This window comes from Pseudomonas sp. 43NM1, from assembly GCF_002836905.1.
Taxonomy (GTDB): domain Bacteria; phylum Pseudomonadota; class Gammaproteobacteria; order Pseudomonadales; family Pseudomonadaceae; genus Aquipseudomonas; species Aquipseudomonas prosekii.
Genome location: NZ_MKGS01000153.1, coordinates 1 through 25,321, shown reverse-complemented (window position 1 = coordinate 25,321; position 25,321 = coordinate 1). Strand labels below are relative to the sequence as shown.

Below are 25,321 nucleotides of genomic sequence, written 5' to 3'. Positions count from 1 at the left end.
GCGGCAACGACCGAATAACCCTGATTTGAATCCCAGTCACTCTGGTTCGGTTTTCCGGTTGGCCGTAAGGCTCCTGCCGCTGTAAGGCAGGCGTTCGTCATTGAATGGCCTGGATCGGATCTTGTACTGGCTCATCCCAACCCACGTGACCTTTGGTAGGGGTCACCACTAGGAGAGGAGGCGCCATGCCAACTATTACTCTTCCCGACGGCAGTCAACGTTCATTCGATCACCCGGTTTCCGTAGCCGAGGTCGCCGCATCCATTGGTGCAGGCCTGGCCAAAGCCACCGTGGCCGGCAAGGTCAATGGCAAGCTGGTTGACGCCAGCGACATCATCGACAGCGATTCCACGCTGCAAATCATTACGCCAAAGGATGAAGAGGGGCTGGAGATCATTCGCCACTCTTGCGCCCACCTGGTTGGCCACGCGGTCAAGCAGCTGTACCCGACCGCCAAGATGGTCATCGGTCCGGTCATCGACGAAGGCTTCTATTACGACATCGCGTTCGAGCGTCCTTTCACTCCGGACGATTTGGCCGCGATCGAGCAGCGCATGCAGCAGCTGATCGAAAAAGATTACGACGTGATCAAGAAAGTCACTCCGCGCGCCGAAGTGATCGAAGTGTTCAAGGCCCGTGGCGAAGATTACAAATTGCGCCTGGTCGAGGACATGCCGAACGAGCAGGCCATGGGCCTGTACTATCACGAAGAATACGTCGACATGTGCCGCGGCCCGCACGTGCCGAACACGCGTTTCCTGAAATCCTTCAAGCTGACCAAGTTGTCCGGCGCCTACTGGCGCGGCGATGCCAAAAACGAGCAATTGCAGCGCGTTTACGGCACTGCCTGGGCGGACAAGAAGCAGCTGGCGGCTTACATCCAGCGCATTGAAGAAGCTGAAAAGCGCGATCACCGCAAGATCGGCAAGCGCCTGGGCCTGTTTCACACCCAGGAAGAAGCGCCGGGCATGGTTTTCTGGCACCCGAACGGCTGGACTCTGTACCAAGTGCTCGAGCAGTACATGCGCAAGGTTCAGCGCGACAACGGCTATCTGGAGATCAAAACTCCGCAGGTCGTTGACCGCAGCCTGTGGGAGAAATCCGGGCACTGGGCCAACTACGCCGACAACATGTTCACCACGCAGTCGGAAAACCGCGACTACGCGATCAAGCCAATGAACTGCCCATGCCACGTGCAGGTGTTCAACCAAGGCTTGAAGAGCTACCGCGAGCTGCCAATGCGTCTGGCCGAATTCGGTGCCTGCCACCGGAACGAGCCGTCGGGTGCGTTGCACGGCATCATGCGTGTACGTGCTTTCACTCAGGACGATGCGCACATCTTCTGTACTGAAGAGCAGATGCAGGCCGAATCCGCTGCGTTTATCAAGCTGACCATGGACGTTTACGCCGACTTCGGCTTCAAAGACGTCGAAATGAAGCTGTCCACTCGTCCGGAAAAACGCGTAGGTTCCGATGAGTTGTGGGATCGCGCTGAAGCGGCATTGGCTGCAGCCCTTGATAGCGCTGGCCTGCCGTACGATCTGCAGCCAGGGGAGGGCGCGTTCTACGGTCCGAAGATCGAATTTTCGCTGAAAGATTGCCTTGGCCGTGTCTGGCAGTGTGGTACCCTTCAGCTCGATTTTAATCTGCCTGTCCGTCTGGGAGCCGAATACGTCTCCGAAGACAACAGTCGCAAGCACCCGGTAATGTTGCACCGGGCGATCCTTGGATCCTTCGAACGTTTTGTCGGAATCCTGATCGAGCACTACGAGGGCGCGTTCCCTGCGTGGCTTGCTCCGACCCAGGCAGTGATCATGAACATCACTGACAAACAGGCTGATTTCGCCGCTGAGGTTGAAAAAACTCTCAACGAAAGCGGATTTCGTGCCAAGTCTGACTTGAGAAATGAAAAGATCGGCTTTAAAATCCGCGAGCATACTTTGCTCAAGGTTCCCTATCTCTTGGTTATCGGAGATCGGGAAGTCGAGATGCAGACTGTCGCTGTGCGTACTCGTGAAGGTGCTGACCTGGGCTCGATGCCCGTCGCCCAGTTCGCTGAGTTTCTCGCGCAAGCGGTTTCCCGGCGTGGTCGCCCAGATTCGGAGTAATTACTATTAAGCGTGAAATGAGACAAGATAAACGAGCTGCACCGAAAGCCCCGATCAACGAGAATATCTCGGCACGTGAGGTTCGGTTAATTGGGGCTGAGGGCGAGCAGCTTGGGATTGTGTCAATTGAAGACGCGCTTCTTAAGGCTGAAGAAGCCAAGCTCGATTTGGTGGAAATTTCCGCCGATGCTGTACCCCCTGTCTGCAAGCTGATGGACTACGGCAAATCGATCTTCGAAAAGAAGAAGCAGGTTGCCGCAGCCAAGAAGAACCAGAAGCAGATTCAGGTTAAAGAAATCAAGTTTCGTCCAGGGACGGAGGAAGGGGATTACCAGGTAAAACTGCGCAACCTGGTACGTTTCCTGAGTGATGGGGACAGGGCCAAGGTATCCTTGCGATTCCGCGGCCGTGAGATGGCCCACCAGGAGCTGGGGATGGAACTCCTCAAGCGAGTTGAAGGTGACTTGCTCGAGTACGGTTCGGTCGAACAGCATCCTAAGATGGAAGGACGCCAGCTGATCATGGTCATCGCCCCGAAAAAGAAGAAGTAATCATTTGGGCACGGCAGGCCTACTGATTATGTTTATCAACTGAATGCGGAGTATCCGAACATGCCAAAAATGAAAACTAAAAGTGGTGCTGCTAAGCGGTTTCTGAAAACTGCTAACGGTATCAAGCACAAGCACGCTTTCAAGAGCCACATCCTGACTAAAATGTCGACCAAGCGTAAGCGTCAACTGCGCGGTAGCAGCTTGCTGGCACCGTGTGACGTGGCAAAAGTCGAGCGCATGCTGCGCCTTCGTTAATTTAGTCAAGAATAGAGGAAGTAACTCATGGCTCGTGTAAAGCGTGGCGTCATTGCCCGTAAACGTCACAAAAAAATTCTGAAACTTGCTAAAGGCTACTACGGCGCTCGCTCGCGCGTATTCCGTGTTGCCAAGCAAGCGGTAATCAAGGCAGGCCAATACGCCTACCGTGACCGTCGTCAGAAAAAACGTCAGTTCCGCGCTCTGTGGATCGCTCGTATCAACGCTGGTGCACGTATCAACGGTCTGTCCTACAGCCGTTTCATCGCCGGCCTGAAAAAAGCGTCCATCGAGATCGACCGCAAGGTTCTGGCTGATCTGGCAGTGAACGAAAAAGCGGCGTTTGCTGCGATTGTCGAGAAAGCTAAAGCCACCTTGGCTTAAGTACCCCCGACAGTCACCCGGCCTCATCTTTGTGGGGCCAGGTGTTAAACGTCATAAATAGGGGAAGAGCCTTCAAGCTCTTCCCCTATTTTGTATCTGGAGTCTGTACATGGAAAACCTGGATGCGCTGGTCTCTCAAGCACTAGAGGCTGTGCAAAGCGCTGAAGATATCAATGCCCTGGAGCAAATCCGGGTTCACTACCTTGGCAAAAAGGGTGAATTGACTCAGGTGATGAAGACCCTGGGGAATTTGCCGGCAGAAGAGCGTCCGCAAGTCGGCGCCCTGATCAACGTTGCCAAGGAGCGCGTCACAGAGGTTCTCAATGCGCGCAAGGCACTGTTTGAAGAGGCCGATCTGGCCGCCAAACTATCCGCCGAGTCGATTGACGTGACCCTGCCTGGCCGCGGCCAGACCTCGGGTGGTCTGCATCCGGTTACCCGCACTCTCGAACGTATCGAACAGTTCTTCACCCACATTGGCTACGGCATCGCCGAAGGCCCTGAGGTCGAAGACGACTATCACAACTTTGAAGCGCTCAACATCCCAGGCCATCACCCGGCCCGGTCGATGCATGACACCTTCTATTTCAATGCCAACATGTTGCTGCGCACCCATACCTCGCCGGTACAGGTCCGCACCATGGAATCGAAACAGCCGCCGATCCGCATCGTCTGCCCAGGCCGTGTGTATCGTAGCGACTCGGATATCACCCACTCCCCGATGTTCCACCAGGTCGAAGGCCTGCTGGTCGACCGCGATATCAACTTCGCCGACCTGAAAGGCACCATCGAGGAATTCCTGCGCGTGTTCTTCGAAAAAGAACTGGCCGTGCGTTTCCGTCCTTCGTATTTCCCGTTCACCGAGCCATCCGCCGAAGTCGACATGGAATGCGTGATGTGCAGCGGTAAAGGCTGTCGTGTCTGCAAACAGACTGGCTGGCTGGAAGTCATGGGCTGCGGCATGGTTCACCCGAACGTGCTGCGCATGTCCGGGATCGACCCGGAAGAGTTCTCGGGCTTTGCCTTCGGCATGGGCGTTGAGCGTCTGGCCATGCTGCGTTACGGCGTGAACGACTTGCGTCTGTTCTTCGACAACGACTTGCGGTTCCTCGCGCAATTTCGCTAGTCGTAACGAATTCTTAGGAGAGCAGGATGAAATTCAGTGAACAATGGCTGCGCGGCTGGGTAAGCCCGCAGGTAAGTCGTGACGAGCTGGTTGCTCGTCTGTCGATGGCCGGTCTTGAGGTCGATAGCGTTACGCCGGCCGCCGGCGAATTCACCGGTGTGGTGGTGGGCGAGGTGCTGAGCACCGAGCAACACCCGGACGCCGACAAGTTGCGCGTGTGCCAGGTCAGCAATGGCTCGGAGACTTTCCAGGTCGTTTGCGGAGCGCCGAACGTGCGCCCGGGCCTGAAGATTCCGTTCGCCATGATCGGTGCCGAACTGCCGGGCGACTTCAAAATCAAGAAAGCCAAGCTGCGTGGCGTTGAGTCCAACGGCATGCTGTGCTCGCAAGCCGAGCTGCAAGTTGGCGAAGGCAACGATGGCCTGATGGAATTGCCGGTCGATGCACCGGTTGGTCAGGACATTCGTGAATACCTGGGCCTGGACGATGCCAGCATTGAGGTCGACCTGACCCCGAATCGCGGCGATTGCCTGTCCCTGGCCGGTCTGGCCCGTGAAGTCGGCGCGCTGTACAACGCCGAAGTCACCCGTCCGGTAGTTGCTGTTGTGCCTGCCGTGCACGACGAAGTGCGTTCGGTCGAAGTGCTGGCGCCCGCCGCTTGCCCGCGTTATCTGGGTCGTGTGATCCGTAACGTCGACCTGTCCAAGCCAACACCGCTGTGGATGGTCGAGCGTTTGCGCCGTGGCGACGTGCGCAGCATCGACGCCGCCGTCGACATCACCAACTACGTGATGCTCGAATTGGGTCAACCGCTGCACGCGTTCGATCTCGCTGAAATCAATGGCGGCATTCGCGTGCGCATGGCCGAAGAAGGCGAGAAGCTGGTTTTGCTCGACGGTCAGGAAGTCAGCCTGCGCAGCGATACGCTGGTGATCGCCGACCACACCCGCGCCCTGGCAATCGCCGGCGTCATGGGTGGCGAGCACAGCGGCGTCAACACTGCGACCACGCGTGATGTATTCCTCGAGAGCGCGTTTTTCGATCAGATTGCTGTCGCCGGCAAGGCCCGTTCCTACGGCCTGCACACCGACGCTTCGCATCGTTACGAGCGCGGCGTGGACTGGCAATTGGCCCGCGAAGCCATGGAGCGCGCCACTGGCCTGCTGCTGGAGATCACTGGCGGCGAAGCTGGCCCGATCATCGAAACCGTAAGCGAACAGCATCTGCCGTCGATCGCCCCGGTGACATTGCGAGCGCAGCGCATCACGCAGATGCTGGGCATGGAAATGGACCCGGTCGAAGTCGAGCGTCTACTCAATGGCCTGGGCCTGAAGGTTAGCGCCGATGGAGCAGGGCAGTGGCGCGTAGAAGTGCCAAGCCATCGCTTCGACATCAGCCTGGAAGTTGATCTGATCGAAGAACTGGCCCGTCTGTACGGCTACAACCGTCTGCCGGTTCGTTATCCGCAAGCCCGCCTCGCACCGCAGGCCAAAGCTGAAGCTCGCAGCGACTTGCCTGAATTGCGTCGTCTGCTGGTGGCACGTGGTTATCAGGAAGCGATCACTTACAGCTTCATCGATCCGAAACAGTTCGAACTGTTTAATCCGGGCGTTGAACCGCTGCTGTTGGCCAATCCGATTTCCAATGACATGGCAGCCATGCGTTCGTCGCTGTGGCCAGGCCTGGTCAAATCGCTGCAGCACAACCTGAATCGTCAGCAGGATCGCGTCCGTCTGTTCGAAAGCGGCCTGCGTTTCGTCGGTCAACTGGACGGCCTGAAGCAAGAGCCGATGCTCGCCGGTGTAGTCTGCGGCAGCCGTCTGCCGGAAGGCTGGGCGCAAGGGCGCGATGTCATCGACTTCTTTGACATCAAGGCTGATGTTGAAGCGGTGTTGGGCTTTGCTGGTGCACTGGATTCGTTCACGTTCGTCCCAGGCAAACACCCGGCGCTGCACCCGGGTCAAACCGCGCGCATCGAGCGTGAAGGGCGCCTCGTAGGTTTTGTCGGCGCGATTCATCCTGAGCTGTCGAAAACCCTCGGTCTGGACCGTCCGGTGTTCGTTTTCGAGCTGGTTCTGGCTGAAGTGGCTTTGGGTAAAATGCCTAAATTCCAGGAGTTGTCGCGTTTTCCTGAAGTGCGACGTGACCTTGCGCTGATTGCCGAAAAAGACGTCGCCGCCAGCGCCGTACTGGACGTAATCCGTGAAAATGCAGGGGAATGGCTGACGGACCTCAGGCTATTTGACGTATATCAGGGTAAAGGCATTGATCCTGATAGAAAAAGCCTTGCAGTCGGCTTGACCTGGCAGCATCCATCGCGCACTCTTAATGACGATGAGGTGAATACCACGACGCAAAATATCCTCACCTCGCTCGAACAAAGGTTGAACGCCACGTTAAGGAAGTGACGTATGGGGGCTCTGACGAAAGCTGAGATGGCGGAACGTCTGTATGAGGAGCTGGGCCTGAATAAACGGGAGGCCAAGGAATTGGTCGAACTGTTTTTTGAAGAAATCAGGCACGCTCTGGAAGACAACGAACAAGTCAAGTTGTCCGGTTTCGGCAATTTCGACCTTCGGGACAAACGCCAGCGGCCTGGCCGCAATCCGAAAACGGGTGAAGAAATCCCGATCACGGCTCGCCGTGTGGTCACCTTTCGTCCAGGGCAGAAGTTGAAGGCCCGAGTTGAGGCTTATGCTGGAACCAAGTCATAACGACGAGCTACCCGTCATCCCAGGCAAACGCTACTTCACCATTGGTGAAGTCAGCGAGCTGTGTGCGGTAAAACCGCACGTGCTGCGCTATTGGGAGCAGGAGTTTCCTCAACTCAACCCCGTCAAACGCCGCGGAAACCGCCGGTATTATCAGCGCCAGGACGTACTGATGATCCGGCAGATCCGCGCGCTTCTTTACGATCAAGGGTTCACCATCGGCGGCGCGCGTTTGCGTTTGTCCGGCGATGAAGCCAAAGACGACACCACTCAGTACAAGCAGATGATCCGGCAGATGATTGCCGAATTGGAAGACGTGCTGGTTGTTCTCAAGAAATAAATCCAGCGTTTGAATACTTCCAGTTTTCAAAAGCTTGCGATATATTCTTGAGCGTTCTTCGAGGTGAAGGACAGGTTAAACGCCTAGTCGGGGCGTAGCGCAGTCCGGTAGCGCACTAGCATGGGGTGCTAGGGGTCGAGTGTTCGAATCACTCCGTCCCGACCATATAATTCAAGGGGTCGCGAGATTTTATCTCGCGGCCCCTTTTTATTTTCAGTGGTTTTTACCCCTACAAAACCACTGGCTCTGGGTGGAAACCTCAGCTGATACAAAGGCCAGAGTTAGTCCCTTAATGGAGATAAGCTCGACTTCGGGTGGCAGCGTGATTCGCGTCTCGTACATGAGAATCATGAGAGTCGGATTTTCGTTTTCAGGTGCTTATTTAGGCGACACGCTTGCTCAGATGACGTTCGCATATGGCTTTAAGGTCCAATCCAAAGCCCATTGATGCGATGCCCGCGACAGCCGGGCAATCATTGCTTTAGTTACTTCACGAAAACTCCGGAGACGGTTCCAGATTGCCATCCGGCCGGTGAGTTCGGCCAGATACCTTTCAAATCCCGGTGTTTTCGTAATACCAATCCCCAGTCATATTGATCACATCTGTGGGTTTGCGCTCCTGAGTGACATAAGGCTTTTGTGGCGAATAAATATAGGACGCGTAGCTCAGGAAGCACGAAAGGCTGATTGTCGCGAACGTTACGCGCCCATGCTCTGACTGAATGTCGATCCTGATGGGCGCTATCTGCGCTTCTTCTGCCGCGTCGCTGACCACACTGAAAAGCCGCGCTCCGTGTGCGTCGAAAGGCTTGTTCCCGTCATCGCTGCCACACGTGGAACTCGGTTGGTCTGCGTAGTTTCCAGATTCGGAATCGATACGCGTGCACCAGTCCTGATTCTGGTAATGGGAAATCCGATGTTCGTTCATGGTGGCCACCAGTGCGGTAAGCCGCTGGCTCATTTTGGGGTTGGTTGAATCAGCGGTTACCCAAACTCCGAAAGCAATCAATACCCATAATGCTTCGAGAAAAATGAACACGGATTCAACACGTGACCAGATCGACATTACCCACTTTCCCTATTGTTTGATCGCATTCCGTGCATCGTGACATGGCTGAACAAAATCGTAAGATCCAAACCCTGCATCCAAATTCTTTGAATTTTTTCGAACCCCAGACATCTGACACCCACAAGCTCCATTCTCCTTTGCGTTAGAATTCCCGCCCAAACGTTTCGCCCCCCGTTCGCCCATGGCCGTGATGAGGCCCGACCGCTAGAGCTTATACATGCAATCAAATAACCGCAGCGTCGGCGCTTCCTTGCTCCTGCAGAACTTGCGAGCGGGTACCGCGCAGCTGCACATTGCTTTAGAGAAACGCCTGCCGTTCTTCTCCCCCTCGCTGGACCACGCTCATTACCAGCGTCTTATTCAGGCCTATTACGGTTTTTACCAGCCGTTGGAACAGCGCCTGAAAGACAGTGGCCATACTCCCGACGACTTTGATCTGGCCGTGCGCCTGAAGACGCGCACGCTGCGCAGCGACTTGCTGGCGCTGGGGCTGAGTGATCAGGCTATCGATCAATTGCCGCTTTGCGACATCTTGCCCGCGACCCTTTCTGCTCCAGCCTGTCTCGGCGTTTTGTACGTGCTCGAAGGCGCGACCCTGGGTGGGCAAATCCTGCGTCGCGAGATTGCCGCGCGACTGAATCTGGATGCCGACAATGGCGCCGCTTTTCTGGATATCTACGGTGCCGCCACCGGTCGTCGCTGGCGCGATTTCACCGATTACCTGGCCACCAGCCCATTTGACGCGTCCAGTCGGCAAGCTGTCGTCGACGCCGCCCAGCAAACATTTGCCTGCTTTGAGCGCTGGCTCGATCGCACAGAGGTGCTTTTATGAATCCGTTGGACAAAGACGCTTTTGACGAGTTGCTCAACAATTGTAGCGACGAGCCGATTCGCACGCCCGGCGCGATCCAGCCACACGGCGTGCTGCTGACCTTGTCCGAGCCGGATCTGCGTATTGTGCAGATCAGCGCCAACGTCCAGGACCTGTTGGGCCGCGCAGCGCAGGAGATGGTCGGCGAGCCATTGCAGCGGCTGGTCGGCGCTGACTACGCACAAGCGATCGAACAAGCGGCGCAGCAGGACAATTCGCTGGATGGCGCCGAGTTGTTTTTCAGCCTCAACGGCGCCACGTTCGAAGGTTTTGTGCACCGTCATCAAGGTGTTCTGGTGCTGGAACTGGAGGTCAAGGATCCGGCGTTTCAGCCGCGCACGGTCGACGGCAAGCCGAATAACCTCGGCCGTATGTTGCAGCGCCTTCAGCGCGCGAAAACGCTGCAGGCGTTGTATGAAACCAGTGTCGAGGAAATCCAGCAGATCACCGGTTACGACCGGGTGCTGATCTATCGCTTTGAAGAAGAAGGTCACGGTCAGGTGATCGCCGAAGCGACGTCGCCGGATATGGACGTGTTTCAGGGGCTGTTTTTCCCCGCCTCGGACATTCCCGAGCAGGCGCGCGAGTTGTACCGCACCAACTGGTTGCGGATTATCCCGAACGCCGATTATCAACCGGTGCCGCTGGTGCCCAAGCTGCGCCCCGATACCGGGCAGCCGCTGGACCTGAGCTTCGCCAGCCTGCGCAGCGTGTCGCCGATTCACTGCCAGTACATGAAGAACATGGGCGTGCTGTCCTCTATGAGCATTTCCCTGCTCAAGGGCGACAAGCTCTGGGGCCTGATCAGCTGTGGCAATCGTCAGCCGTTGCACGTCCCGCACGAATTGCGCAGTGCCTGCCAGACCATCGGCCAGGTGTTGTCGCTGCAGATCAGCGCGATGGAAGCGCTGGAAGTCAGCCGCCAACGTGAAGACAAAATCGACGCGTTGGCGTTGCTCAATCAAGCGATGATCGACTCGACGGAAAACGTTTTCGACGGCCTCGCGCAGCAGCCACAGTTGTTGATGGCGCTGGCCAATGCCGGCGGTGTCGCGATTATCGAAGACAAGCAACTGCATCGCTACGGCAACTGCCCCGAGCCCGAAGAAATTCGCGCGCTGCACAAGTGGTTGCAGACCTCTTCGCAGAAGGTTTTTTCCAGTCATCAACTGTCGCTGCTGTATCCGCCGGCCGCCGCGTTCACCCAAGTCGCCAGCGGCGTGCTCGCCATGAGCCTGCCCAAACCGGTGGACAACGGCGTGTTGTGGTTTCGCCCCGAAGTGAAGGAAAACATCAATTGGAGTGGCGACCCGAACAAGCCACTCAACCTCGAAAATTCCGACGGCGGCCTGCGTTTGCGTCCACGGACTTCGTTCGAGATCTGGAAAGTCGAGATGGCCGGGATTTCCACCAAATGGAGCCACGGCGATTTGTTCGCCGCCAACGATTTGCGGCGTTCGGCGCTCGAAAGTGACCTGGCGCGTCAGGTGCTGCGCGAGCAGCGTGCGGTTCAGGCGCGAGATGACCTGGTGGCCGTGGTGTCTCACGACCTGCGCAATCCGATGACGGTCATTTCGATGCTCTGCGGGATGATGCAAAAGGCCTTCAGCTCCGACGGCCAGCACACCTCGCGGCGCATCGCTACGGCCATCGACACCATGCAGCAGGCGACCAGCCGGATGAACACGCTGCTGGAAGATTTGCTCGACACTTCGAAGATCGATGCCGGGCGCTACACCATCACCCCGCAGCCGTTGGCGGTGGCGGAAATGTTCGAAGAAGCGAATGCCTTGCTGTCGCCGCTGGCGCTGGACAAGGACATCGAAATTTCCTTCCACGCCGAGCCGCAACTGAAGATCAACGCCGACCCGGAAAGGCTGTTCCAGGTGTTGTCGAACCTGGTCGGCAACGCGATCAAGTTCACACCGCGCAGTGGCAAGATCGGCGTGGTGGCGATGGCCTCGGGCGATGAAATTGTCTTCAGCGTGCGTGATACCGGCGAGGGGATCCCGCCAGACCAATTGCCGTTTGTGTTTGATCGCTACTGGACGGTCAAGGAGGGCAATCCTTCCGGAACCGGGCTGGGACTTTACATCACCCAAGGCATCGTCGAGGCCCACGGTGGGCGCATCGAAGCGCAGAGTGAAGTGGGTCGCGGCACCGAGTTTCGGTTTACCGTGCCCAAGGTTTGAGCCGTCAGGAAAGAGCCAATTGATCGCCGGCACGCGGCCGGCGATTGACCTCGGCAAGTGCGGATAACCCGAGGTTATCCTTCACCTGAAAGCATGTTGAAAGCTTGCCAGTGCACTCTCTGGCAAATTGCTCTGCTATTGTTTTGAAGACCTCTTTTCATCCAGTCGGATGATCTACCGTAAGCAGCTTTGCGGCACCGTCATTACGGGCAGGTTCGCGAGTTCACGAGAAACGCATCATGCCCACACCGCCAATCGATCGTCCGCCTGCCGAGCCCCAGTCTCGGGCTGAAAAAATCGTCGAGTTTCGTCGGCAGAAAACCCTGCTCAAGACCGGCGCGTTGCAGGACGCGATCTTCAACAGCGCCTACTTTTCCAGCATCGCCACTGACGAAAAAGGCGTGATCCAGATCTTCAATGTCGGCGCCGAACGCATGCTCGGTTACAAGTCCGAAGACGTGGTCGACAAGATCACCCCGGCGGACATTTCCGACCCTAATGAACTGATCACCCGCGCCGCCGCCCTCAGCCTGGAACTCAATACGCCGATCACGCCGGGGTTCGAAGCGTTGGTGTTCAAGGCGTCCCGGGGCATCGAAGACATTTATGAACTGACCTACATCCGCAAGGACGGCAGCCGTCTCTCGGCGATGGTGTCGGTGACTTCGCTGCGCGACAGCGCCGAAACCATCATCGGTTACCTGCTGATCGGCACCGATAACACTGCGCGCAAGCAAGAGGAGGCGACCCAGGCCTTGCTTGACCAACGCCTGCGCGATCAGCAGTTTTATACCCGCTCGCTGATCGAATCGAACATCGATGCGCTGATGATGACTGACCCGCAAGGCATCATCTCCGACGTCAACATGCAAATGATGGCGTTGACCGGGCGCACCCGGGACGAGCTGATCGGTGCGCCGTGCAAGAACTTTTTCACAGACCCGGCGCGCGCCGAAGCGGCGATCAAGCGTGTGCTCAGCGAACACAAGGTCAGCGATTACGAGCTCACCGTGCGCGCCTACAACGGCACTGAAACCGTGGTTTCGTACAACGCGGCGACCTTTCATGACCGCGACCGCAAGCTGCAAGGCGTATTCGCTGCTGCCCGCGATGTCACCGAACGCAAACGATTCGAACGCACGCTGGAAGAGAAGAACATCGAGCTCGAACATGCCAGCCACATGAAGTCCGAATTCCTCGCCACCATGTCCCACGAACTGCGCACGCCGCTGAACGCGGTCATCGGTTTTTCCGAAGCACTCAAGGACGGCATGGTCGGCGACATGACCGAAACCCAGCGCGAGTACATCGGCGACATTTTCAACAGTGGCCAACACTTGCTGTCATTGATCAATGACATCCTCGACCTGTCCAAGGTCGAAGCCGGGATGATGGAACTGGAACTCGAACCGGTCGAACTGCAAAGCCTGTTGAGCAACAGCCTGCTGATCGTGCGCGAGAAAGCCGCACTGCAACGCATCCAGCTGAAACTGCAATCGGACAGCGACATCGGCACCTTCGAACTCGACCTGCGCAAGACCAAACAGATTGTCTACAACCTGCTGGCCAACGCGGTGAAATTCAGCGCGGCGGGCGGTTTGGTCACGTTGGCGGTGCGCCGGGTCGGGCGTGAGCAAGTGGGCACGCTTGAAGGTGACTGGCCGGTGCACGGCTTTCAGATTCCCGACAGCGATTACCCGGAGTTTCTCGAGTTGAGCGTCAGCGACACCGGCATTGGCATCGCGCGAGGCAACATGAACAAGTTGTTCAAGGCGTTCAGCCAGATCGACAGCAGCCTGGCACGCAAATTCGAGGGCACCGGCCTGGGCCTGGCGATGGTCAAGCAATTGACCGAGCTGCACGGCGGCAGTGTCGCCGTCGCCAGCCTGGAAGGGGCGGGCGCGCGATTCGTGGCGTGGCTGCCGATCCGACATTCAACCACTGTGGAGGCGCCATGGCCGAGATCCTGATCGTCGAAGACAATGCCGCCAACATGCGCCTTGCCCGGTTGCTGCTCACCAGCGCCGGCCACAGCGTGGTGTGCGCAGCCGATGCGGAGACCGGCCTGAAGCTGGCCCGCGAGCGACAACCCGCGCTGATCCTGATGGACATCCAGTTGCCGGGAATGGATGGCCTCAAAGCCACTTCTTTACTCAAGCAAGACGCGCTGACCGCCGCGATCCCGGTGATCGCGCTCACCGCCATGGCCATGAAAGAAGACGAGGAGAAAACCCGTCTGGCCGGTTGCAACGCCTACATCATCAAACCGCTGCGCTACAAGGAGCTCTACCGGGTCATCGACCGTTTGCTGCAAGACACTTTGCCTCAACAGCCCTCTATCTGAGCTCTCTACATGCCCGACACTGCCGCTACCCTGTTGATCGTCGACGATGAAACCCATGTCCGCAAACTGCTGCAAATCCTCTTGCAGAATCAGGGTTACCAGACCCTGACCGCCAGTTCTGGCGAGGAAGCCCTCGCGCTGGTCGCGCAACAACCGCCCGACTTGATCCTGCTCGACATCATGATGCCGGGCATGGACGGCTACGAAGTGGCGCGCGAGCTCAAGTCCCACAAGGCCACCGCCAACATCCCGATCATCATGCTCTCGGCCCTCGGCGAACAGAGTGCGCGTATCTCCGGGCTGGAGGCGGGTGCCGAGGAATTTCTCAGCAAACCGGTGGAAAGCGCCGAGTTATGGCTGCGCGTGCGCAATCTGCTGCGGCTCAAGGCTTTCGGCGATTACCTGAAAAGCCACAGCCTGATGCTGGAAGATCAATTGCAACAGCGCACCATCGACCTGGAGCGGTTTCGTTCGGCGATGGACGCTTCGGGCGATGCGATTTTCCTGGTCAACCGCAGCACCATGCGCCTGATCGAATTCAATCGGCGCGCCTGCCAGATATTGGGCTACAGCCCCGAAGAACTGCTGAAGAAAACCCCCGCCGACCTCAGCGATGGTTCCCTCGAACAGCTTGAGCGCCTGTATGACCAGATCATCGCCGGCAAAGGCCCCAGCGAGCCGATGGAAGCGCACATCCACTGCAAGGACGGCCGGCATATCCCGGTAGAAATCCACCGCCAGGCCTACAAGACTGGCGATGACTGGATCATTGTCGGGATTGCCCGCGACATCACCGAACGCCAGGAAGCCGACCAGCGCATGCTGAAAATGGCTCATTACGACACGTTGACCGGCTTGCCCAACCGCAATCTGTTCTTCACCACGTTGCAGATGGGCCTGACCCAAGCGGCGCTCAGCGGTTGGCAATTGGCAGTGGTCACCGTCGACCTTGATGACTTCAGAAGCGTCAATGAAACCTGGGGCCATCTACTGGGTGATCAGATGCTCACCGAGCTCAGTCAGCGCCTGACCCATTGCCTCAACGTCAGCGACACCTTGGGGCGCATGGACGGTGACGAATTTGCGCTGATCCTGATGATTCGCGAGGGCCAGGCCGATCCGCTGCAAACCGTCGAACGCATCCGCGAAGCCTTGCGCGTACCGTTTCAGCTGGCTGACCACGCCACAGCGATGACCGCCAGCATCGGCATCGCGCTGTACCCCGACGACGGCGACGACGCCCATCGGTTGATCAAACACGCCAACACCGCGATGAACCGCGCGAAGAAAATCGGCCGGGACACTTATCGTTTTTACACCGCGCAAATGAACGCCGACGCGTCGGCGCGGCAAGAGCTGGAAACGGCCTTGCGCGAAGCGGTAGAACAGCAGGCATTCGAGTTGTTCTATCAGCCCAAGATCAGTCTGGCGGATGGCTGCGTTTGCGGGTTGGAAGCCCTGTTGCGCTGGTCGCGCCCAGGCCTGGGGCCTGTCTCGCCGGCGGTGTTTGTGCCGATCCTGGAAACCCTCGGGCTGATTTCCGAAGTGGGCAGTTGGGTGATCCGCCGCGTCTGTCAGCAAATGGCCGAGTGGCAAACCGCCGGATTGGGGCCGTTCCAGGTGGCGGTCAACGTGTCGGGCCAGCAGATCATCGAGGGCGACTTGATCGACAGTATTCGCCAAGCGTTGATCGACCATCGGATTGATCCGCAGTGGCTGGAAATCGAACTGACCGAAAGCTCTTTGATGGAAAACACCTCGCACACCATCGCCAGTTTGCAAACGCTGCAGGCGCTGGGGATCAAGGTGTCGATCGACGATTTCGGCACGGGTTATTCCAGCCTCGCTTATTTGCGACGTTTCCCGATCGACAAGCTGAAAATCGATATCGCGTTCATCCGCGAAGTCACCAGCAACCCGCAGGATGCGGCGATCGCGCGGACGATTATCGAACTCGCGCACAGCTTGCATTTGCAAGTGATCGCCGAAGGGGTCGAGACCGCCGAGCAACTGGCATTTCTGACTGAAAACGGTTGCGATCAGGTGCAAGGCTACCTGTTCAGCCGACCGCTGCCGATTGGCCAACTGGAAGTGTTTTTGCGTGAGCGGCAGGGCTCCGAGCCCTAGCCACCCCAGCCCTCACTGACTGCCCGGCGTATCCCTTCGAGCAACATCGCAAACGCCGGGTTGTCATTGTTTTCGCGCCAGATCAGGTGCAGTTCGCTTTGCACCCCTTCGCCCAGATCGATATCGCGAAACTGCACATTCTTGAACACCACACTGGTCGCGCAACGCGGCACCAGCGCCAAGCCCATTCCGGCGTTGACCAGCGCCAGAATGGTCAACGACGAACCCAGCCATTGCACGTATTCCGGCGCCACCCGGGCCGAGCGCAGCATGCCGGTCAGCAGTTCGTTGAACGGTGGGTAAGCAGCGTGGGAGTACATCAGGAACGGCTGGGCATCGAGGTCCTGCACGGACACGCTGTCAGCGCTGGCCAGTCGATGATTGCTCGGCACTGCCAGCACAAACGGCTCGCGCACCAGGCATTCGGTGGCGTAACCCGGTTCCAGCAGCGGCGCGCGGACGATGCCGAGGTCGATACGGCGTGCGCGCAGGGCTTCGTGCTGCTGGTAGGTGTTCATCTCCGTCAGATCGATTTTCACCTGAGGCTGTTTCAGCCGTGCTTCGGCGATGACTTTGGGCAGGAATTCATACACCGCACTGCCGACGAAGCTGATATTGACCGAGCCGATATCGCCTTCGGCGAACCGTCGGGCGGTGACGGCGGCTTGTTGGGCGCGCTCGAGCAAGTTCTGCGCTTCGATGAAAAACGCCCGGCCGGCGGCGGTCAACGCGACGCTGCGGGTGGTGCGGGTGAACAGCTCGACACCGAGGTGGTGCTCGAGTAATTGAATCTGCCGACTCAGCGGCGGCTGGGTCATGTTCAGGCGTTCGGCGGCGCGACGGAAGTTCAGTTCGGTGGCGACCGTGGTGAAGCAGCGCAGTTGGGTAAGCTCGAACATTGATCTAATCCAGGTATCAATCGAATGCCAAGTTAGATTAGACGGGATCAATTGTCGCGTCCATGATCGGCTCGTCCCTACAAAAACAAGATTGGGAGTTGCCTCTTGAAAACCCTGCAGAGTTCACCGCAGCCCACGGTACTCGCCCGTGCCGCGTCCAAAGTGAAACGTCATGTACTGCCGTTGTTCGTGGTCATGTTTATCGTCAACTACATCGACCGGGTCAATATCGGCTTCGTGCGCAGCCATTTGGAAACCGACCTCGGCATCGGTGCGGCGGCGTATGGCTTGGGCGCCGGGCTGTTTTTCGTCGGTTACGCGCTGTTTGAAGTGCCGTCCAACATGCTGCTGCAGCGCTACGGCGCGCGCGTCTGGCTGACTCGCATCATGTTCACCTGGGGCGCCGCCGCGATGGCGATGGCCTTTGTTCAGGGCGAAACCAGTTTCTACGTGCTGCGCTTTATCCTCGGCGCCGCCGAAGCCGGATTTTTCCCCGGCATCATTTATTACTTCACCCAGTGGCTGCCGGCGTCTGAGCGCGGCAAGACCATGGCGGTATTCCTCAGTGGTTCGGCGATTGCCTCGGTGATCTCCGGCCCGGTCTCCGGTGCGTTGCTGAACATCAACGGCTTGAGCCTGCATGGCTGGCAGTGGATGTTCCTGATCGAGGGCTTCGCGTCCATCGTCTTGTGCGGGTTTGTCTGGTTCTGGCTGCAATCGCATCCGCGTGAGGCGAAATGGCTGAGCGACGAGGAGCGGGGGGCTTTGATCGCGGCGATTGCCGAAGAACAGCAGGCGCGCGAAGCGGTGAAAGGCGTCAAGCCATCGATGTTCAAACTGTTGGCCGACCGGCAGATTGCGCTGTTCTGCTTCATCTACTTTTCCATTGCCCTGACCATTTATGGCGCGACGTTCTGGCTGCCGAGCATGATCAAGAAAATGGGCAATCTGGGCGACTTCCAGGTTGGCTTGTTCAACTCGGTGCCGTGGATCATCTCGATCGTGGCGATGTATGGCTTCGCGGCGCTGGCCGGCAAATGGAAATTCCAGCAGGCGTGGGTCGCGCTGACATTGGTGATCGCCGCGTTCGGCATGTTCATGTCCACCACCGGCGGGCCGGTGTTCGCGTTTGTCGCGATCTGTTTTGCCGCGATCGGTTTCAAGGCTGCCTCGGCGCTGTTCTGGCCGATTCCGCAAGCCTATCTGGACGCACGGATCGCGGCGGCGGTGATTGCGTTGGTCAACTCCATCGGCAACCTCGGCGGCTTCGTTGCCCCGACCGCGTTCGGCTTTCTTGAGCAAACCACCGGCTCGATCGAGGGCGGCATGTACGGCCTCGCGGCGACGTCGCTGGTGGCTGCCGTGGTGATCTTTTTCGCCCGCACCACGCCAAAAGCCACCTCGCCAACGCCGCGCAAACGCAACGGCAATTCGCCTGACGTCGTGGTGCCGAGCCACGCCGCCTCGCATTAAGCCCTGGATATTGATCAATCGGAGCCTGACCTTTGAAAATCAAACGAGTGACCGTGACCCCCATCGCTTTCCGCGATCCGCCACTGCTTAACGCCAGCGGCATTCACGAACCTTTTGCCTTGCGTTCGATTATCGAAATCGAGAGCGACAACGGCTACATCGGCCTCGGCGAGAGCTACGGCGATGCCCCGGCGCTGGCGATCCAGCGACAGTTGCAAGCGCAACTGATCGGCCTCGACCCGTTCAACCTCAACCACTTGCGCGCGATCGTCCAGGCCACCGTGGCGGCGAACAAAACTTCGAGCGTTGCTGGCGCTGAACTGGCGCCCGGTTCGCACGCGAGCAAAGCGGTGAGCAACGCGTATTCGGCATTTGAAGTGGCGTTTCTCGACCTGCAGGCGCACGCGCTGAACGTGCCGCTGGTGGACCTGTTGGGCGGGGCGATTCGCGATGAAATTCCGTTCAGCGCCTATCTGTTTTTCAAGTACGCGCAGCACATTGATTCGCCGTACAAACCCGACAGTTGGGGCGAGGCGCTGAACGAAGAGCAGATCGTCGCCCAGGCACGCCGGATGATCGAAACCTATGGTTTCAAGAGCATCAAGCTCAAGGCCGGCGCCCTCGAACCGGAGCATGAAGTGGCGTGCATCAAGGCGTTGAAAAAGGCTTTTCCGGGGTATCCGCTGCGCATTGATCCGAACGCCAATTGGTCGCTGGAGACCTCGATTCGCATGGCTGAATTGCTCGGCGACGACCTGCAATATTACGAAGACCCGACGCCGGGCCTCGAAGGCATGTCCGAGTTGCACAAACGCACCGGGCTGCCGCTGGCGACCAACATGGTGGTCACCGATTTTGATGAGTTTCGCCGCAGCGTGGCGTTGAACAGTGTGCAGATTGTGCTGGCCGATCATCATTATTGGGGCGGCCTGCGCGACACTCAGGCGCTGGCGAAAATGTGCCAGACGTTCGGCGTCGGTGTGTCGATGCATTCCAATTCGCACTTGGGCATCAGTCTGGTGGCGATGGCGCACGTGGCGGCGTCAGTGCCTAATCTGGATTACGCCTGCGACACGCATTACCCGTGGCAGGAGCCGGACGAGGAAGTGATCAAGGGCGGCAAACTGCCGATTGTCGACGGCTGCGTGAAGATCACCCGCGCACCTGGATTGGGCCTGGAACTGGACCACGATCAGCTCGGCAAACTGCATGATCAATACCTGACCTGCGGGATTCGCCAACGCGACGATGTGAAGCAGATGCAGCGCTATAAACCGGATTGGAAAACCCTGAAGCCAAGGTTCTGAATCCCCCAGCTACCGACAATCCTGTAGCAGCTGCCAAACGTGGCCACGTCGGTTCTGTAGCAGCTGTCGAGCCTGCGAGGCTGCGTTCGGCTGCGAAGCAGTCGTGAAATCAGTTGACGCGGTGTTTCAGGAAAACCGCATACACAGGTTTCACGACTGCTGCGCAGCCGAACGCAGCCTCGTACCTCGGCAGCTGCTACAGAAGCGGACGCGGCTTCCACAGGGTTCGGCGCAGTTGCTCAGTTGATATCCGAATCACAGCCATCCGGGTCCGGCTCCCGGGCTTTCACCGCACGCTGCAACCGCGCTGCGATCAGCGTGTTCTTCAGCAAATAAGCAATCGTCATCGGCCCGACGCCGCCCGGCACTGGCGTGATTGCGCTGGCGACCGTGCGTGCGCTGGCGTAATCGACGTCGCCAACCAGACGGCTGCCGGATTCGTCAGTAATACGGTTGATCCCGACATCAATCACCACCGCCCCAGGCTTGAGCCAACTGGCATCGATCAACCCCGGACGACCGACCGCCGCCACTACGATGTCCGCCAATCGGCACAGCGCCGGCGCATCGACGCTGCGCGAATGCACGACGCTGACCGAGCAGTGAGCTTGCAGCAACAAGGTCGCCATCGGTTTGCCGACAATGTTCGAACGGCCGATCACCACCGCGTGCAAACCGCTGATGTCACCGCAGGTTTCCTGCAACAGGCGCATGCAGCCGCTCGGCGTGCACGGGGTCAGCACGTCCATGCCTTGCACCAGGCCGCCGACGTTTTCACGGTGAAAACCGTCGACATCCTTGATCGGATCGATGGCGTGAATCACCGCCGCTTCATCGATATGCGCCGGCAGCGGCAGTTGCACCAGAATGCCATTCACCGTGACGTCGGCGTTCAATTGCGCGATCAGCTCCAGCACCTGCGTCTGGCTGGCAGTGTCCGGCAGGCGATGCTCAAGCGAGCGGATCCCGACTTCCTTGGCCCGCAGCATTTTGTTGCGCACGTAAACGTGGCTGGCCGGGTCATCACCGACCAGCACCACCGCCAGCGCCGGGAAAATCTGCTGTTCGGCAAGGCCTGCGACCTCTGCGCGAACTTCTTCCAGCACCAGGGCGGCAATGGCTTTGCCATCGATATTGCGGGCCAGCGTTGGGGTACTGCTGATCAAATGCGTCACCGTCATCATTGAAAGAGCAGCGCGCAGGTTACCAGCCGAGGGTTGCGGTGTACTACCGGCAGCAGATGGACAGGATGTCGCGGGGGAAACGCTATCGCCAAAACACCACCACCCCTGTGGGAGCGAGCTTGCTCGCGATGGCGTCCGATCAGCCAAGATCGATGTTGAATGATCAACCGCCATCGCGAGCAGGCTCACTCCTACAGGGGGACTACGGCGTGTCTGCGATTCAGGATTACTGCCCCAACCGTTCCAGCGTATGCACCATCGGTTCCAGCGACACGCTGATCAACCCGTCCAGCGGCCGATTCAGCTCTTCGACCAGCAGAATCGTCGCCGCGGTCGACCCGGCGCAGAGCATCAGCACCACCACAATCGTGCCGTTGCGCGGCGCGAACAGGCCGAACGAGCCGAAGATGATCGACAGCCACGAGATCAGAATCACCAGCATCACCGGCGGGATCGACTGATTGGCCTGCAACACCGTCAGCCAACGCGCGGCAAACACCGCGTCCATCATCTGCAGGGCCGAGGCCTTGAGGACGCGTTGATTGTCGGTGGCGGGGGACAGGTCGGCGACTTGTTGTTGCAGCGCTTCCGAGCGATTGATCGCCTCAGGGCTGTCGAGCAGCGCCAGTCTCGACTCATCCCGGGAGGCGAGGATTTGCACGATCTCCGCGTAATTGTGCTTAAGCTGCGTTCGGATCGGCTGGGCCGACGGACCGTAGCGCGCCAGCACCCGATCAAACTCGACAACTTTGGCGGCCGCACCCTCCAGTTGCGCATTGGTGGTTTCGAAGGTGCCCTTGGCCGAAGACACCAGCAAACCGAGCACCAGCGCGGACATGGTGGCGATCAGGCCCGTGGCGAGTTTCAGGACCGCGACCGAATCGTCGCTCAAATGATGCGAAGGCAAACGCTGCCGCACCGCCGAACCGACCAGTGCGCTGCCGAACAGGCAAATGAATACGATCAATGCGAGCAGCAGATGATTCATCCAGCCTCCGACAACACCACGCGAAACGTCGGGTTGACGGTAGCAGACACCTATAGAGTTGCCATCAAGCCCGATGCGAACCGAGCCAACACCCAATCTCTGTGGCTAGGGGGCTTGCCCCCGTTGGGCTGCGCATCGGCCCCCAAAATCCTGTGAGCGCTGCGCACTCAAACGCGGGCAAGCCCGCTCGCCACAGGGTATCGGGTGTTCCTGGAAGTTGGGCCATTCTTGCCCGTGACCATCCCGGCAGAGCCACAACGGTATTCGCTACACCAACCCCCCCTGTGGCGAGGGGGCTTGCCCCCGTTGGGCTGCGCAGCGGCCCCAAAATCCTGTGAGCGCTGCGCACTCAAACGCGGGCAAGCCCGCTCGCCACAGGGTATAGGGCGTTCCCGGAAGTTGGGTCATTCTTGCCAATGATCATTCCCGCAGAGCCACCACCCAGTTCGCTACACCACCACCCCCTGTGGCGAGGGGGCTTGCCCCCGTTGGGCTGCGCAGCGGCCCCAAAATCTTGTGAGCGCTGCGCACTCAAGCGCGGGCAAGCCCGCTCGCCACAGGGTATCGGGTGTTCCCGGAAGTTGGGTCATTCTTGCCCGTGACCAGCTCGGCAGATCCACAACGGTATTCGTTACACCAACCCCCCCTGTGGCGAGGGGGCTTGCCCCCGTTGGGCTGCGCAGCGGCCCCAAAATCCTGTGAGCGCTGCGCAATCAAACGCGGGCAAGCCCGCTCGCCACAGGGTATCGGGCGTTCCCGGAGGTCGGGCCATTCTTCGCCGTGACCATCCCGGCAGAGCCACAACGGTATTCGCTACACCACCACCCCGTGTGGCGAGGGGGCTTGCCCCCGTTGGGCTGCGCAGCGGCCCCAAAAATCCTGCAAGCGCTGCGCACTCAAACGCGGGCAAGCCCGCTCGCCACAGGGGATCAGGTGTTTTGTAGGATCACTGTTCCTTTTCGCAGTTGACCATCCACGAAACCCCGAAGCGGTCCACGAGCATGCCGAATCGTGCCGCCCAGAAGGTTTGCTCCAGCGGCATCTGCACGCTGCCGCCGTCCGCCAGTGCGCCGAAGACGCGTTCGGCCTCGGCGATGCTGTCGACGTTGAGCGAGATCGAGCAGCCGGCCATGTCGTCGGTGGGGCGGTCGGGGGTGGTGTCCGAGCCCATGATCGACTGGTCGCCAACCGACAAGCTGGTATGGATGATCAGGTTGTAATAGTCCGCCTGCACATGTTCGCGCGCCGGGCTTTCGCCGAACGTCATCATCATGTCGATTTGGCCGGGCAGGGCCTGGGCGTAGAAAGTGAACGCGGCTTTGCAGTCGCCGTTGAATATCAGATAGGGATTGATTTTCATGGTGTGCTCCCGGTTACCGAGTGAGCTGAAGGCCAGGGCGGCCTTCAACTTCAATGGGGTTCGACCTCAATTAGCAAAGCCTTAGAGGTCAGATCCTGCCGGGTTTATTCAGACGTTTTTTCTATAGCGGCGCGGCGGCTTATTGCCCGCGCGATCAGTCGACGATCACGCGTTCGTTGTCGTCATCGCCCAGGCAAACCGTCAGTTGCTGACCCTCTTTGCTGAACGCGCAATTAGGCATCGTCTGCTGTTTATAAATCGCCATCGGCACGCCAATAAAAAAACCGGCCAACAGCAGTGCGGCGATGAATTGCACGGGCATCTGCTCGGGGTCCGGGGCGCGGGGTTTGCGGCGTGCGCGAACGTACAATCCGCTCGCCAGCAATAAAACGCCGATCAACATGAAGCTGCCGATTTCGTGCTGACTGACGCTGTAGATCACCTGTTCAGCGTTGTCCGGATAATTCACTTGCCACCAGACTCCGAATCCCAAAGGCACAACGCCGGCGCCGATCCAGCCCCACATCGCGCCCGGCAAACGCAATAACACCGCAACGATGATGCCCAGCGTGGCGACGATCCAGCCGAATAAATACAGCTGAATCGCCATGCCGCCGCCCATGAACGTGCCGCCGACGTCGATGGGTTCCATCAACAACCAGTCGTAAAAGGCGTGGTGCAAGATCAGCACGAGAACGACGAGCCAGCTCATCGCGTAGTACAGCCATGTCCAGAGGGTATTGAGGCGCGATAACACACGAAATCCTTTTGGTGTTTTGAGGGGCCGCCATTATGCCCTCAGGCTCAACCCTTTGCAGGCTTCAAACCACTGCGCATTAGCGCGACGGCCGCAGCAATCGCCGCCGTCGCTGTCAGCTGAAGTACCATGGCGCCTTCGCCCAGATCGCCGCCGTCCTCGCAGAGCCCGCCGCCCTATGCCAACCCTCACACGCTTCACCTCGCTGCTCGACCAGTCCAAACGCGCCTTGCTCCTGGTGTGGGGCACTTCGCGCGGGCTGTTTCTCGGGCTCGTCCTCGCGACCTTGATCGCCGGTGTACTGCCCGCGCTGGCGGCGTGGCTCGGCCAGCGGATTGTCGATGCGGTGGTGGCGGCGATGCAGTTGCACGCGCAGCAGGGCAGTGCGCCGTTGTGGCCGGTGGTGCGTTTTGTGTTGATGGAGGCGGGCGTGCTCGCTTTGTTGAGCGCGACGCAGCGGGCGTTGTCGGTGCAGCAGTCGTTGTTGCGGGTGCAGTTGGGGCAGAAGGTCAACACGATGATTCTGGAGAAGGCCCAGACGTTGTCGCTGGTGCAGTTCGAGAATTCGGAGTTTTACGACAAATTGGTGCGGGTGCGGCGCGAGGCGTCGACTCGGCCGCTGGCGCTGGTGATGAAGTCGCTGGGGCTGATCCAGAACCTGATTGTGCTGATCAGCTTCGGCGTATTGCTGGTGCATTTTTCGCCGTGGGCGCTGGTGTTGCTGGTGGTCGGTGCGTTGCCGGTGTTCTTTGCCGAGGCGCATTTTTCCGGGGATGCGTTTCGCCTGTTTACCCGTCGTGCGCCGGAGAGTCGGCAGCAGAGTTACATCGAGACGTTGCTGTCCCACGAAGGCTTCATCAAAGAGGTCAAGCTATTCGGCTTCGCGCCGTTGTTGTTGAAGCGTTATCGCGACACTTTTGCGCGGCTGTACGCCGAGGATCGCCGACTGACCCTGCGCCGCGATGGCTGGGGATTTCTCCTCGGTTTGCTCGGCACCGGGGCGTTCTACCTCGCGTATGCGTGGGTGGTGGTCGACACCGTGCACGGCCAGATCAGCCTTGGGCAGATGACCATGTACCTGGTGCTGTTCAAACAGGGACAAACCGCCGTCAGCAGCAGCCTCAGCGCGATCAGCGGTCTGTACGAGGATGGGCTTTATCTGTCGAGCCTTTACGAATACCTCGCCGAACCGGTGGTCAGCGACACCGGCCACCTCACGGTCGGCGCGCTGCCGGGTGACGGGCTGCGTTTCGAGAATGTCGGTTTTCGTTATCC

22 protein-coding genes and 1 tRNA gene are annotated in these 25,321 nt (G+C 58.8%); 17 read left to right on the top strand and 6 right to left on the bottom strand.

Annotated features, from left to right (window positions below; all coding sequences use genetic code 11):
- The first annotated feature begins 185 nt into the window (after positions 1–185).
- The 9 genes from thrS (at position 186) to BI292_RS17700 (ending at position 7,640) form a co-directional block, all read left to right on the top strand.
- Positions 186–2,108, top strand: coding sequence for a threonine--tRNA ligase (thrS, locus tag BI292_RS17740; protein ID WP_092279966.1), 1,923 nt, complete (start codon positions 186–188; stop codon positions 2,106–2,108).
- On the top strand, positions 2,108–2,659 hold the full coding sequence (infC, locus tag BI292_RS17735) for a translation initiation factor IF-3 (protein ID WP_176469887.1): 552 nt from the start codon (positions 2,108–2,110) through the stop codon (positions 2,657–2,659). The genes thrS and infC overlap by 1 nt, the downstream gene beginning before the upstream one ends.
- 60 nt (positions 2,660–2,719) lie before the next feature.
- Positions 2,720–2,914 (top strand): 50S ribosomal protein L35, encoded by a 195-nt coding sequence (rpmI, locus tag BI292_RS17730; protein ID WP_008145659.1) that lies wholly within the window; start codon positions 2,720–2,722, stop codon positions 2,912–2,914.
- A gap of 27 nt (positions 2,915–2,941) precedes the next feature.
- Positions 2,942–3,298 carry a 50S ribosomal protein L20 gene (gene rplT, locus BI292_RS17725; RefSeq protein WP_007905879.1) on the top strand — a complete coding sequence of 119 codons (357 nt, stop codon included), beginning with the start codon at positions 2,942–2,944 and terminating at the stop codon, positions 3,296–3,298.
- Between the two features lie 109 nt (positions 3,299–3,407).
- The gene (gene pheS / locus BI292_RS17720) at positions 3,408–4,424 is read left to right on the top strand and encodes a phenylalanine--tRNA ligase subunit alpha (RefSeq protein ID WP_007905876.1); all 1,017 of its coding nucleotides are present in this window, start codon (positions 3,408–3,410) and stop codon (positions 4,422–4,424) included.
- A gap of 26 nt (positions 4,425–4,450) precedes the next feature.
- A complete protein-coding gene (gene pheT, locus BI292_RS17715) occupies positions 4,451–6,832 on the top strand; it encodes a phenylalanine--tRNA ligase subunit beta (RefSeq protein ID WP_101208635.1) in 2,382 nt (793 codons plus the stop codon).
- 3 nt (positions 6,833–6,835) lie between these two features.
- Positions 6,836–7,138, top strand: coding sequence for an integration host factor subunit alpha (ihfA, locus tag BI292_RS17710; protein ID WP_002553164.1), 303 nt, complete (start codon positions 6,836–6,838; stop codon positions 7,136–7,138).
- On the top strand, positions 7,119–7,475 hold the full coding sequence (locus tag BI292_RS17705; RefSeq protein ID WP_003179985.1) for a MerR family transcriptional regulator: 357 nt from the start codon (positions 7,119–7,121) through the stop codon (positions 7,473–7,475). Before ihfA ends, BI292_RS17705 begins: the two co-directional genes overlap by 20 nt.
- Positions 7,476–7,563: 88 nt before the next feature.
- Positions 7,564–7,640: transfer RNA gene (locus tag BI292_RS17700), tRNA-Pro, on the top strand.
- 388 nt (positions 7,641–8,028) lie between these two features.
- On the opposite strand, the gene BI292_RS17695 is transcribed toward BI292_RS17700, so the two are convergent.
- Positions 8,029–8,541 (bottom strand): hypothetical protein, encoded by a 513-nt coding sequence (locus BI292_RS17695; RefSeq protein ID WP_101208634.1) that lies wholly within the window; start codon positions 8,539–8,541, stop codon positions 8,029–8,031.
- Between the two features lie 220 nt (positions 8,542–8,761).
- On the opposite strand from BI292_RS17695, the gene BI292_RS17690 reads away from it, so the two are divergent.
- From BI292_RS17690 to BI292_RS17670, 5 genes are all read left to right on the top strand, one after another.
- A complete protein-coding gene (locus BI292_RS17690) occupies positions 8,762–9,376 on the top strand; it encodes a biliverdin-producing heme oxygenase (RefSeq protein ID WP_101208633.1) in 615 nt (204 codons plus the stop codon).
- Complete coding sequence (locus BI292_RS17685; protein WP_101208632.1) at positions 9,373–11,607, top strand: ATP-binding protein; 2,235 nt, start codon at positions 9,373–9,375, stop codon at positions 11,605–11,607. Before BI292_RS17690 ends, BI292_RS17685 begins: the two co-directional genes overlap by 4 nt.
- Before the next feature lie 239 nt (positions 11,608–11,846).
- Positions 11,847–13,577, top strand: a complete 1,731-nt coding sequence (locus tag BI292_RS17680; protein ID WP_092280105.1) for a PAS domain S-box protein — start codon at positions 11,847–11,849, stop codon at positions 13,575–13,577.
- Positions 13,562–13,951: a response regulator gene (locus BI292_RS17675; protein WP_101208631.1), complete on the top strand. Its 390-nt coding sequence runs from the start codon at positions 13,562–13,564 to the stop codon at positions 13,949–13,951. Before BI292_RS17680 ends, BI292_RS17675 begins: the two co-directional genes overlap by 16 nt.
- A 9-nt stretch (positions 13,952–13,960) precedes the next feature.
- Positions 13,961–16,078 (top strand): EAL domain-containing protein, encoded by a 2,118-nt coding sequence (locus BI292_RS17670; RefSeq protein WP_101208630.1) that lies wholly within the window; start codon positions 13,961–13,963, stop codon positions 16,076–16,078.
- Here BI292_RS17670 and BI292_RS17665 read toward each other — a convergent pair.
- Positions 16,075–16,977: a LysR substrate-binding domain-containing protein gene (locus BI292_RS17665; RefSeq protein WP_101208629.1), complete on the bottom strand. Its 903-nt coding sequence runs from the start codon at positions 16,975–16,977 to the stop codon at positions 16,075–16,077. The two genes, BI292_RS17670 and BI292_RS17665, sit on opposite strands and share 4 nt — an antisense overlap.
- 105 nt (positions 16,978–17,082) lie before the next feature.
- Here BI292_RS17665 and BI292_RS17660 point away from each other — a divergent pair, with 105 nt between their 5' ends.
- A complete protein-coding gene (locus tag BI292_RS17660) occupies positions 17,083–18,450 on the top strand; it encodes an MFS transporter (RefSeq protein ID WP_306092824.1) in 1,368 nt (455 codons plus the stop codon).
- 32 nt (positions 18,451–18,482) lie between these two features.
- On the top strand, positions 18,483–19,757 hold the full coding sequence (locus tag BI292_RS17655) for a glucarate dehydratase family protein (protein ID WP_101208628.1): 1,275 nt from the start codon (positions 18,483–18,485) through the stop codon (positions 19,755–19,757).
- 239 nt (positions 19,758–19,996) lie between these two features.
- Here the strand turns inward: BI292_RS17655 and folD are convergent, their stop codons facing one another.
- From folD to BI292_RS17625, 4 genes are all read right to left on the bottom strand, one after another.
- Positions 19,997–20,938, bottom strand: a complete 942-nt coding sequence (gene folD, locus BI292_RS17650; RefSeq protein ID WP_101208651.1) for a bifunctional methylenetetrahydrofolate dehydrogenase/methenyltetrahydrofolate cyclohydrolase FolD — start codon at positions 20,936–20,938, stop codon at positions 19,997–19,999.
- Positions 20,939–21,167: 229 nt separating this feature from the next.
- Complete coding sequence (locus BI292_RS17640; RefSeq protein WP_092280113.1) at positions 21,168–21,929, bottom strand: DUF4239 domain-containing protein; 762 nt, start codon at positions 21,927–21,929, stop codon at positions 21,168–21,170.
- Between the two features lie 946 nt (positions 21,930–22,875).
- The gene (locus tag BI292_RS17630; protein WP_092280115.1) at positions 22,876–23,289 is read right to left on the bottom strand and encodes a VOC family protein; all 414 of its coding nucleotides are present in this window, start codon (positions 23,287–23,289) and stop codon (positions 22,876–22,878) included.
- 154 nt (positions 23,290–23,443) lie between these two features.
- Complete coding sequence (locus BI292_RS17625) at positions 23,444–24,046, bottom strand: hypothetical protein (protein WP_256592705.1); 603 nt, start codon at positions 24,044–24,046, stop codon at positions 23,444–23,446.
- A gap of 178 nt (positions 24,047–24,224) precedes the next feature.
- On the opposite strand from BI292_RS17625, the gene BI292_RS17620 reads away from it, so the two are divergent.
- On the top strand, positions 24,225–25,321 hold a 1,097-nt coding region (locus BI292_RS17620; protein WP_178076595.1), incomplete at its 3' end, for an ABC transporter ATP-binding protein.

What these genes read in the sequence shown, in the direction of transcription:
- pheS (WP_007905876.1), top strand. Translation starts at nt 3,408, where the DNA reads ATGGAAAACCTGGATGCGCTGGTCTCTCAAGCACTAGAGGCTGTGCAA.
- ihfA (WP_002553164.1), top strand. Translation starts at nt 6,836, where the DNA reads ATGGGGGCTCTGACGAAAGCTGAGATGGCGGAACGTCTGTATGAGGAG.
- rpmI (WP_008145659.1), top strand. Translation starts at nt 2,720, where the DNA reads ATGCCAAAAATGAAAACTAAAAGTGGTGCTGCTAAGCGGTTTCTGAAA.
- BI292_RS17630 (WP_092280115.1), bottom strand. Translation starts at nt 23,289, where the DNA reads ATGAAAATCAATCCCTATCTGATATTCAACGGCGACTGCAAAGCCGCG.
- BI292_RS17670 (WP_101208630.1), top strand. Translation starts at nt 13,961, where the DNA reads ATGCCCGACACTGCCGCTACCCTGTTGATCGTCGACGATGAAACCCAT.
- BI292_RS17680 (WP_092280105.1), top strand. Translation starts at nt 11,847, where the DNA reads ATGCCCACACCGCCAATCGATCGTCCGCCTGCCGAGCCCCAGTCTCGG.
- BI292_RS17685 (WP_101208632.1), top strand. Translation starts at nt 9,373, where the DNA reads ATGAATCCGTTGGACAAAGACGCTTTTGACGAGTTGCTCAACAATTGT.
- pheT (WP_101208635.1), top strand. Translation starts at nt 4,451, where the DNA reads ATGAAATTCAGTGAACAATGGCTGCGCGGCTGGGTAAGCCCGCAGGTA.
- BI292_RS17640 (WP_092280113.1), bottom strand. Translation starts at nt 21,929, where the DNA reads ATGAATCATCTGCTGCTCGCATTGATCGTATTCATTTGCCTGTTCGGC.
- BI292_RS17690 (WP_101208633.1), top strand. Translation starts at nt 8,762, where the DNA reads ATGCAATCAAATAACCGCAGCGTCGGCGCTTCCTTGCTCCTGCAGAAC.
- folD (WP_101208651.1), bottom strand. Translation starts at nt 20,938, where the DNA reads ATGACGGTGACGCATTTGATCAGCAGTACCCCAACGCTGGCCCGCAAT.
- rplT (WP_007905879.1), top strand. Translation starts at nt 2,942, where the DNA reads ATGGCTCGTGTAAAGCGTGGCGTCATTGCCCGTAAACGTCACAAAAAA.
- BI292_RS17705 (WP_003179985.1), top strand. Translation starts at nt 7,119, where the DNA reads ATGCTGGAACCAAGTCATAACGACGAGCTACCCGTCATCCCAGGCAAA.
- thrS (WP_092279966.1), top strand. Translation starts at nt 186, where the DNA reads ATGCCAACTATTACTCTTCCCGACGGCAGTCAACGTTCATTCGATCAC.
- BI292_RS17695 (WP_101208634.1), bottom strand. Translation starts at nt 8,541, where the DNA reads ATGTCGATCTGGTCACGTGTTGAATCCGTGTTCATTTTTCTCGAAGCA.
- BI292_RS17675 (WP_101208631.1), top strand. Translation starts at nt 13,562, where the DNA reads ATGGCCGAGATCCTGATCGTCGAAGACAATGCCGCCAACATGCGCCTT.
- BI292_RS17665 (WP_101208629.1), bottom strand. Translation starts at nt 16,977, where the DNA reads ATGTTCGAGCTTACCCAACTGCGCTGCTTCACCACGGTCGCCACCGAA.